Here is a 9327-nt window from a genome sequence, read left to right as displayed (position 1 = left end):
TCGATGACCTGCTGTTGGTCGATCTCGTACACCGTGGTGCCGTCGGGCCAGGGCAGCCGGTACGCGCGTGCGTCCAGCCCCGACGCCAGGATCACCGCCTGCCTGATGCCGGCGTTGGTCGCGTCGAGGAAGAACTCGTCGAAGAACTTGGTGCGGACCGCCATGTTGTCGGTCATCCGTTGCACGCCCGGGGCGCCGTCGCCGTCATCCTCGAGGTCGGCGGGGTTCAGCTCACCGGTGGCCAGCCGCGTGAAGAGGTCCAATCCCACCGCGCGAACCAACGGCTCCGCATAAGGGTCGTTGATCAGTGGCTGTTCGGCCTTGCTGGCCATGGCGCGGGCTGCGGCGACCATCGTGGCGGTTGCGCCGACGCTCGATGCGAGGTCCCAGGTGTCGTCGTCGGTGCGTGCCATCGCTCCCCCTGCAGCAAACTGTGTGATTACTTAGCCAATATAACGAGCCTACCATGCACTCAATTGGCCCCTTGTACAGGCATATTGCTGAAACCCATGTCAAGCCGAATCATTCCCGCAACGCTGTAACCATGGCGTTCGAAGCGGCGGGCAAGCGGGTGCTGATCACCGGGGCGTCGTCGGGTATCGGGGCCGCGCTGGCCCGGCGGCTGGCCGGCCACGGCGCGGTGGTGGGGTTGGTCGCCCGCCGATCGGAGCGTTTGGCGGAGGTGCTGGCTGACTGCCGCCGAACCTCGCCGGAGTCGACGATGTGGGTGGCCGATCTGGGCGATACCGCCGCGCTCGACCGGTTCGGGTTGCGCGCCTGGGACGACCTGGGTGGCATCGACGTGTTGGTCAATAATGCCGCGACACCGAAGCGGCGGGTGGTCGAGGCGCTGGATCCGGCCGACGTCGAGGCGGTCATGCGGGTCAACTTCTTCGCCCCGATGCGGCTGACGTTGGCGATTCTGCCCCGGATGCTCCAGCGCGGGCACGGCGTCGTTGTCAACGTGTCCAGCGTTGGTGGACGGCTGGGCATCGTTCACGAAACCGCATACTGTGCAAGCAAATTCGCGCTGTGCGGGTGGAGTGAATCAATGGCCGTCGACCTGCACGGCACCGGCGTTTCGGTCAAGTTGATCGAACCCGGGCCGGTCGACACCGAGATCTGGGATCAGCCCGGCAGCGAGGAACCGCTCTACCAAGGACCCAAGGTGCCGGCCGAGGACGTCGCGGACGGCATCATCGCGGCGCTGGGCGGGGACCGTTTCGAGCATTACCTGCCGGACATGCAACCGGTCGTCGACGCCAAGAACGCCGACATCGACGCCTACATAGCCGGCGCGGCCGCTATGGCACCTCGATGAAGGCGCTGGTCTTCGGTGTCCGGCCGGAGCCATTGGACGGACCCGACGACGCACTGACGCACAGCCCCGTCGCACTGCGCCAGGTACCGGATCCCACTCTGCTGCACGATGATTGGGTCATCACTCGACCTCGCCTGACCGGCATCTGCGGCTCGGACTCCAAGCAGATCCTGCTGGACTTCGGCGAGGGCGACGGCGACAACGCAATGGCCGCCTTCTGTTCGTTCCCGCAAGTCATGGGCCACGAGGTGGTCGCCGACGTCGTGCAGTTGGGACCGAAGGCGCGCGGTCTCGAGGTGGGCCAGCGGGTGGTGCTCAACCCGTGGCTGTCCTGCGGGCCGCGCGGCATCGAACCGCCCTGCCCGGCCTGTCAAAACGGGGACTACAGCCTGTGCTGGAGCTTCTGTGACGGCGACATCAAACCGGGGATCCACACCGGCGTCTCGGCCGATGTGACCGGCGGCTACGCCGAGTTGATGCCGGCCCACGACAGCATGTTGTTCCCGGTGCCCGATTCGTTGCCCGACGAGTTGGCGGTCTTCGCCGACCCGTTTTCGGTGTCGCTGCACGCCATCACCCGCCATCCGCCGCCGCGCTCAGGCCGGGTCCTGGTCTACGGCGCCGGGTCATTGGGATTGTGCGCGTTGGCGATCCTGCGGGCGCTCTATCCGGACGTGGCCGTCGCGGTGGTGGCCCGGTTCGACACCCAGGCCGAGCTGGCCCGCCGATTCGGCGCCTCGATCGTGCTGGCGCACGAGCCGCGGCTGGCCGTCATCGAAGAACTCGTGGCCTGGGGCGGCGGCCGGTTGTGGCAGCCGCTGCAAGGGCTGCCGATGGCGTACCCGGGCGCGATCGACGTTGTCTACGACACCGTCGGGAAGCCGGAGACGTTTGAGGTCGGCGTCCGGGTCCTGGCCGCCCGCGGCACGCTGGTGAAGGCCGGCGTGCACGCCCCCGGCCGGTGGGAGTGGAGCCCGTTGTACTTCAAGGAAATCAACTGGGTCGGCAGCAATGCATTCGGCGTCGAGGAAGTCGACGGGCATCGCCAGCACGCGATCGCGCACTACCTCGACCTGGTGGCCGACGGCCACATCGACCTGCGTCCCATGTTGACGCACACCTTCCCGCTCGAGCACTGGCGGGACGCGTTTCTGGCCATCGCGAACCAGGGTGACAGTGGTGCGGTCAAGGTGGCCTTCGACCAGCGTTAAGCCGGGCGGGTGGCGCGATAGAAGATCAGACGCCCGATGACGGGCTGCCGTCGGGTGGCCACCGCGGCGCAGTCGAATCCGGCTTCGCTCAACAGTTGCGGAATCGAGTCGCCGAAATGTGCTGCGGCGTGCCGGCGGCGGGCGAAGAAGCGGGCCAACCGACCGTCGTGCTCGGCCACGTCGGCATCGACGTCAACGACATGCAACCTGCCACCGGGTCGCAGCACCCGAAAGACTTCTGCCGCCGCAGCCTTCTTGGCACCGCTATCCAGGTGGTGCAGCATCATCGACGACAGCACCCGGTCGAATTCTGCATCGGCGTACGGCAATTTCTGGGCGTAGCCGTGATCGAAGCGAATTCCGGTCATGCCGTGTAACTTTCGCTGCGCGCGGCTCAACGCCAACGGGTCGGGATCGACCCCGATCAGGTCGATTCCGGGATGCGAACGCTTAGCGCGAATGGTCAGACTCCCGGTGCCGCTACCGATTTCCAGGACACGGTGACCATCGACGAGTTCGGCTTGGGCGATCAACGACCGGTGGACCTTGGGGAGACCGAGCGCGCGGGACAGCAAGTCATATGCGGGCAGCAAGGCGTCATGCTGGGCCGCGGGCATGTAGTCGTGCCGATTACTGTGGTGGAAGAGCGAATAGAGATTATTTTCGATCATACTGACCATCATCAGTCAATATTCTCAAGCATATTTGAGCGATCTTCGGACAAACTAGGACTATCTTTGGTGCAATGCCAGGTCCGACCTACACGCCCACCCGCCTGATCCGCCACCGCGGCGGCGTGCCGGTCTACCAGTACCGGACCGATCCGCATACGCCGCCGATCTCGGTGATCCGGCACGGCGACCAAGTACGCGGCCTGGGTCGGCATATTCACGATTTCCCAGCGCTCTGGTATCTCCCCGCGGCGGCAGCGGTGTACGTGGTGGCCGCCGGTGAGGTGCTGGACCCGGTACAGCTCAGCGACATCGACGGCGGCGTCGGCGTGCTCTTCGACCCCGCCGCGTTAGGTGAGGATGGGCGATCGCCATGGCCGACGTGGCGGACGCATCCGCTGCTGTTTCCTTTTCTGCACGGTCAGTCCGGCGGGCTGCTGCGCCTTGACATGCCGAAAACCCTTCAATCGCAGTGGGACTCCTCGATCCGGTCGATCGAGGCTGAGCTCACCGGACGGCAAGACGGTTACCAGCAGGCGGCGCTGGCGCACCTCACACTGCTGCTGATTGATCTCGCGCGACTGGCCGGTGACGTGGTCGGGGACCTGAGGCGCAGCGGTGAGCCGGTGCTGGCCGACGTGTTCGCCGTCATCGACCGGCGGCACTGCGAGACACTGTCGCTGCGCGATGTGGCCGACGAGGTCGGTTTGACGCCCGGACACCTGACTACCGTCGTACGGCGCCGCACCGGCCGAACCGTGCAAGACTGGATCATCGAACGCCGAATGACCGAGGCGCGTAAGTTGTTGACGGAGAGCGATATTCCCATCTCCGAAGTCGCTCGCAGGGTCGGGATACCTGATCCGGGATACTTCAGCCGGCTGTTCCGTCGAACCCACGGCACCTCGCCGCGTAGCTGGCGGGACTACATCGGGTTGGCGCGCAGATAGCCGTACACGCCGGCGAAGTTGGCGTTGACATCGTCCGGGATCGGGACCGGGCCGCCGAGAGCCCTGGCCCCCCAGACGATCTGAGCGGTCCGCTCGACCAGTGCGGTGACGTGCAGGACTTTGTCCGGTCGGGGACCGACCGCCACCAGGCCGTGGTTGGCAATCAGCGCCGCGGCCCGGCCTTCCAGGGCCTTCACCGCGTTGGAGCCGACCTCGGGCGTGGCCGATGCCGCGTAGTCGCTGCAGCGGATGTCGCCGCCGCAGTAGATGGCGAATTCGTCGATGCAAGCCGGAATCGGCTGATGCGCGATCGCGAACATGGTGGCCCACACCGGGTGGCTGTGGATGACGCTGCCGATGTCGTCGAACGCCTGGTAACAAGCCAGGTGCAGCTTCATCTCGCTCGACGGCGACCGCCCCTCGGCGGCATGCAACACGCCGCCATCCGGATCGACCAGCACCAGGTCGTCGAGCGTCATGTCGGCATAGTCGACCGACGACGGGGTGATGACCAGGTTGCCGTCTTCGCGTCGGGCCGAGATGTTGCCCGCGGTTCCCTCGACCAGCCCGCGGCGCAGCATGTCTTTGGCCGCAGCAAGCACCGCGTCGTGGGGATTGTCAACGAATCTCATGAGGTGAGCACCTCCGGGTTGACGATATGGGCCGGCGTTCTACCGGATAGCAGGGCTTCGAGGTCGTCGGCCACCATCTTGGCCTGCCGCGCCTCAGTGTTCCACGTGGCTCCGCCGATGTGTGGCGTGAGCACAACATTGCGCATCCCAACCAACGGGTGATCGGTCGGCAGCCACTCGCCGACGAAGTGGTCCAGGCCCGCGGCGGCTACCTTGCCGGTGCGCAGCGCCTCGACGAGCGCGTCGGTGTCATGCAGCTGAGCCCGGGCGCTGTTGAGGAAGACGACGCCGTCGCGCATGGCCGCGAATTGCTCGGTGCCGATCAGCCCGGTGGTGTCAGCGGTCACCGGCGCGTGCAGCGAGACGATGTCGGCCTCCGCCAGCAGATCGTCCAGGCTGTGTCTGGCGTCGTCGTTGTAGGGGTCGTAGGCGATCACCCGCATGCCGAGGCCGGACAGCCGCCACTGGACCGCGCGCCCCACCGCGCCGAGGCCGATCAGCCCGGCCGTTCGCCCGGCCACCTCCCACGCGCGGAAGCGCTGATACGGAATGCTGCCGTCGCGGAACACCTCGCCGGCCCGCACGTCGGCGTCCGCGGCCAACACCTGACGGGTGGCGGAGAAGAGCAGGGCCAGCGTCATCTCGGCGACCGCATCCGCGTTGCGCCCCGGCGTATTCAGCACCGGGATGCCGGCCGCGGTCGCGGCCGCGACGTCGACGTTGTTGGGGTCACCGCGGGTGGACGCGATAGCCCGTAAGCCTAGGTCGAGAACCGGCCCGCTCACCGAATCACTCTCCACCACAACGATATCGGCTCCTTCGGCGGAGATACGCTCGGCGAGCTGTTCGCCGGAATAGATGCGCAGCGGAGTCTGGTCGATCCACGGGTCGTAGACGACATCGACCAACTGCCGCAGCTTTTCGAATCCTTCGCCACGCAGCGGGGCCGTCACCAAAGCACGGGTCACGAGTGCCAATGCTGGCGTACGGTGACGCCCGTGTCACGCAAAGAGGTCACAATCGGCATCGATATCGGCACCACCGCCGTCAAAGCGGTCGCCGCCGATGAGGACGGCCGGGTGGTCGCGCGGGCACGGATTCCGCACGAGTTGCGGGTGCCGGCGCCGGACCGGCTGGAGCACAACGCGGACCAGGCCTGGCGGCGGGGCCCGCTGACGGCGCTGAACCAGTTGGCGCGCCCGGATGCGCGGGCGGTCGCGGTGTCGGCGATGGTTCCGTCGCTGACTGCCGTCGACGCCGACGGCCGGCCGATCACACCAGGGCTGCTCTACGGCGACGGCCGGGGCCGGGTGGCCGATGCTGATACCGACGGACCCTCCCCGGTGGGCGAGGTCGGCGAATTCCTGCGCTGGACGGCGGCCCAGGCGCCCGAAGCGGCCGGTTACTGGCCGGCTCCGGCGGTGGCCAACTACGCGCTGGCAGGCGAGGCGATCGTCGACTTTCCCACCGCCTATACGGGGCTGCCGCTGTTCGACGGCACCGGTTGGAACGCGCAGGAGTGTGCGCAGCGCGGTGTCACGGTCGATCGGATGCCCCGGGTCGAAGCTCCCGGCGTCGCGGTCGGACGGGTGGGCGACGCGGTGCTGGCGATCGGGGCCATCGACGCGCTGTGCGAGCAGATGGTGTCCGGCGCCGATGACGACGGCGACGTGCTGGTGCTGTGTGGCACCACGCTGATCGTGTGGGTCACCGTCCCCGAGGCGCGTCAGGTGCCGGGCCTGTGGACCATCCCGACCATGACCGGCAAGAGCCAGATCGGCGGCGCGAGCAATGCCGGCGGGCTGTTTCTCGGCTGGGTCGATCGCGTCCTGGGACCGGGCGACCCTTCTGCGGCCGACCCGCGGCGCGTGCCGGTGTGGTCGCCGTATCTGCGCGGCGAACGCACACCCTTCCACGACCCGGACCGTCGCGGGATGCTGGACGGCCTCGACCTCACCCACGACGCGGCTGCACTGCGACGGGCCGCCTACGAGGCATCCGGCTTCGTCGTCCGCCAGATCATCGAGCTGAGCGGAGCGAACGTGTCGCGGATCGTGGCCGCCGGTGGCGGTACCCGGGTCCAACCCTGGATGCAGGCCATCGCCGATGCCACCGGTCGGCCGGTGCAGGTGTCCGGAGTGGCCGAAGGCGCCGCGCTGGGCGCCGCGTTCCTGGCCCGGATGGCGGTGGGTGCGGAGTCGGCGCTCACCGACGCGGCCCGCTGGGCTGCCGTCGAACGGGCGGTCGAACCCAGCCCGGCCTGGGCCGGCCCGGTGGCCGAACGCTACCGCCGGTTCATCGAGCTGGCGTCGTTACGGTAGCTCCGCCGAGACGTACCTGATATCCCCAAACGCGACCATCGAGGGAGCATCCGGGAATTCAAAACCGTTGGCGGCGTACAGCTCTGGTGTGGTGTGCACGGTCGTCTGCCAGCCACGGGCGGCCAGGTACTCCGCGGGGTCGTTGCGATCGCCGTCGTACACCAGATCGGCCCAGTTCACGTTCAGCCCTAGTCGGCGCCAGCGTTCGCTGATCTCGTTGCCACGCTTGGCGATTCGATCGCGGATGTCCGGAACATAGCCGGTGCCGATTCTGCTGCCGCTGAAGCTGAGCGTGGTGATGGTGTCGAACAACCGATCCTGCGCGTCCGGAGGCAAGTAACCCAGCAGTCCTTCGGCGATCCAGGCGGTCGGGCGCTCGGTGTTGAACCCGATGTCGCGCAAGGCGCCTACCCAGTCGTCGCGCAGGTCGACGGCCACCGCTTTGCGGTCGGCGGTGGGAGTCGCCCCAAGATCGGCCAGCGTGCGCGTTTTGAATTCGATGACCTGCGGCTGGTCGATCTCGTAGACCAGGGTTCCCGACGGCCACGGCAGCCGATAGGCGCGTGTGTCGAGCCCGGCCGCCAGGATGACGGCTTGGCGCACACCGGCTTTGGCGGCATCGGTGAAGAAGTTGTCGAAGAACCGGGTTCGAACCGCCATCCCCTCGGCAAGCCGCTGTGAGGTGAAGGCCGGATCATCGTCGGTGAGTTCGATGTCGCCGTTCATCATCTTGATGAAGGCTTCGACCCCGACCGCGTTGACCAATGGCTCGGCGAAGGGATCGTCGATCAGGGGGTTGGGGCCTTTGGACGCCATCGCGCGTCGGGCGGCCACCGCGGTGGCGGTGGCGCCCACGCTGGACGCCAGGTCCCAGCTGTCGCCGTCATGGCGTCCGCTGTCGCTTGTGGTCATCTGAAGACTTCCTATCTGCGAGTTGCGGTGAGGGAAACGATGTTTCGGAACGCGGCGAGCGCGTCGTCACCCGGGTAGACGCGGCCGTATTCGCCGAACAGGTCCCGGCGGTTGCGGGCGAGCACGTCCCAGCCGCGTTCGGTGAGGTAGTCGGCGACGTTGTTGCGCTCGCCCTCGTAGAACAATCCGGACAAGTCGACGTCGCAGCCGATAGTTGCCCACCGATCGCTCATCGCCTTGCCGCGCTCGGCCATCGTCGACCCGTTGTCCGGGTGATACTCCGTGGCGATCCGGCTGCCCGGCGCGCTGAGCGCGGTGATGTAGTCGAACAGTCGGTCCTGTGCGTCGGGTGGCAGATACATCAACAGTCCCTCGGCGCTCCAGGCCGACGGTTTGGTGTCGTCGAAACCGCTGTCGCGCAATGCGGCCGGCCAATCCTCGCGCAGGTCGATGCTGACCGTGCGGCGCTCCGCCGTCGGCTCGGCACCCAGTTCTGCCATGGTCTCGGTCTTGAAGGCGACGACCTGAGGTTGGTCGACTTCGTAGACGATACTGGCGGCCGGCCAGTTCAGCCGGTAGGCCCGGGAGTCCAGGCCGGCGGCCAGGATCACGGACTGTTCGATGCCCGCCGTCGCCGCATCGGTGAAGAACTCGTCGAAGAACCGCGTCCGGACCGCCAATGAGTCGGTTTCGGTCTGCAGTTCCGCGGTGCCGTTCTCGCCGGTGTCGGCCGGGTCGATCTCCCCGTCGACGACGCGGGTGAAGAAGTCGATGCCCACCGCACGCACCAAGGGAGCGGCGAACGGGTCATTGATGATCGGGTCGGTGTCCCGGGAGGCCAGCGCACGGGCCGCCGCCACCATCGTTGCCGTGGCGCCCACGCTCGAGGCCAGATCCCAACTGTCGGTATCACTGCGCGTCATAATCACCCTTCCGTCAACACCCAGCTGTAGTCCTTTGATATTTAGCCAAGGTAAAGAGCCAATGAAACCTTACGCCTCGTCGCTGTGTGCGGGCTGTCCAGCGGGTAAGCGCAGCAGGCAACGGCGTGGGCATCGATTCTGTGCGCAGCCCACCCGTTTGCAGGACGGCGCTGCGTGCGCTGTTAGTCTCGTAGACTGTCTGACGCGCGCCTGAACACGTCCTGGCCTGCATGTGCTCGGCGCGCGACACAGGACCATGCAGGACATTCAGTGCTGGATACGCCAGCCAGTAGGCACGCCGCGAACAGAGACCGGCTGCGCAGGAGGATAGAGTGCTTTCGGCTTTCATCTCATCGCTGCGAACAGTCGACCTGAGACGGAAGATC

General features: G+C 67.0%; 10 protein-coding genes. 4 read left to right on the top strand and 6 right to left on the bottom strand.

What is annotated here, in order from left to right; genetic code table 11:
* Positions 1 to 413: class I SAM-dependent methyltransferase (locus VN856_RS03760; protein ID WP_325686276.1), on the bottom strand; the 413-nt coding region annotated here is incomplete at its 3' end.
* Between the two features lie 131 nt (positions 414 to 544).
* Between VN856_RS03760 and VN856_RS03755 the strand changes: the two genes are divergently transcribed.
* Together VN856_RS03755 and VN856_RS03750 are read left to right on the top strand one after the other, a co-directional pair.
* Positions 545 to 1321, top strand: coding sequence for an SDR family NAD(P)-dependent oxidoreductase (locus VN856_RS03755; protein ID WP_325686274.1), 777 nt, complete (start codon positions 545 to 547; stop codon positions 1319 to 1321).
* Positions 1318 to 2532 carry a zinc-dependent alcohol dehydrogenase gene (locus tag VN856_RS03750; protein WP_325686272.1) on the top strand — a complete coding sequence of 405 codons (1215 nt, stop codon included), beginning with the start codon at positions 1318 to 1320 and terminating at the stop codon, positions 2530 to 2532. Before VN856_RS03755 ends, VN856_RS03750 begins: the two co-directional genes overlap by 4 nt.
* Here VN856_RS03750 and VN856_RS03745 read toward each other — a convergent pair.
* Positions 2529 to 3203 carry a class I SAM-dependent methyltransferase gene (locus VN856_RS03745; protein ID WP_325686270.1) on the bottom strand — a complete coding sequence of 225 codons (675 nt, stop codon included), beginning with the start codon at positions 3201 to 3203 and terminating at the stop codon, positions 2529 to 2531. The two genes, VN856_RS03750 and VN856_RS03745, sit on opposite strands and share 4 nt — an antisense overlap.
* Before the next feature lie 74 nt (positions 3204 to 3277).
* On the opposite strand from VN856_RS03745, the gene VN856_RS03740 reads away from it, so the two are divergent.
* Positions 3278 to 4153 (top strand): helix-turn-helix transcriptional regulator, encoded by an 876-nt coding sequence (locus VN856_RS03740; RefSeq protein WP_325686268.1) that lies wholly within the window; start codon positions 3278 to 3280, stop codon positions 4151 to 4153.
* On the opposite strand, the gene VN856_RS03735 is transcribed toward VN856_RS03740, so the two are convergent.
* Both VN856_RS03735 and VN856_RS03730 read right to left on the bottom strand, forming a co-directional pair.
* Complete coding sequence (locus VN856_RS03735; RefSeq protein WP_325686266.1) at positions 4129 to 4785, bottom strand: L-fuculose-phosphate aldolase; 657 nt, start codon at positions 4783 to 4785, stop codon at positions 4129 to 4131. The two genes, VN856_RS03740 and VN856_RS03735, sit on opposite strands and share 25 nt — an antisense overlap.
* Entirely contained in the window at positions 4782 to 5762 is a 981-nt protein-coding gene (locus tag VN856_RS03730) for an NAD(P)-dependent oxidoreductase (RefSeq protein WP_325686264.1), read from the bottom strand. The genes VN856_RS03735 and VN856_RS03730 overlap by 4 nt, the downstream gene beginning before the upstream one ends.
* Positions 5763 to 5783: 21 nt before the next feature.
* Here VN856_RS03730 and VN856_RS03725 point away from each other — a divergent pair, with 21 nt between their 5' ends.
* The gene (locus VN856_RS03725) at positions 5784 to 7106 is read left to right on the top strand and encodes a xylulokinase (protein WP_325686262.1); all 1323 of its coding nucleotides are present in this window, start codon (positions 5784 to 5786) and stop codon (positions 7104 to 7106) included.
* Here the strand turns inward: VN856_RS03725 and VN856_RS03720 are convergent.
* Positions 7098 to 8018, bottom strand: a complete 921-nt coding sequence (locus VN856_RS03720) for a class I SAM-dependent methyltransferase (protein ID WP_325686260.1) — start codon at positions 8016 to 8018, stop codon at positions 7098 to 7100. The two genes, VN856_RS03725 and VN856_RS03720, sit on opposite strands and share 9 nt — an antisense overlap.
* Positions 8019 to 8029: 11 nt before the next feature.
* Complete coding sequence (locus VN856_RS03715) at positions 8030 to 8941, bottom strand: class I SAM-dependent methyltransferase (RefSeq protein ID WP_325686258.1); 912 nt, start codon at positions 8939 to 8941, stop codon at positions 8030 to 8032.
* Positions 8942 to 9327: the final 386 nt, after the last annotated feature.

This window comes from Mycobacterium sp., from assembly GCF_035603715.1.
Classification (GTDB): domain Bacteria; phylum Actinomycetota; class Actinomycetes; order Mycobacteriales; family Mycobacteriaceae; genus Mycobacterium.
This window is presented reverse-complemented; position numbering and strand designations above follow the sequence as displayed.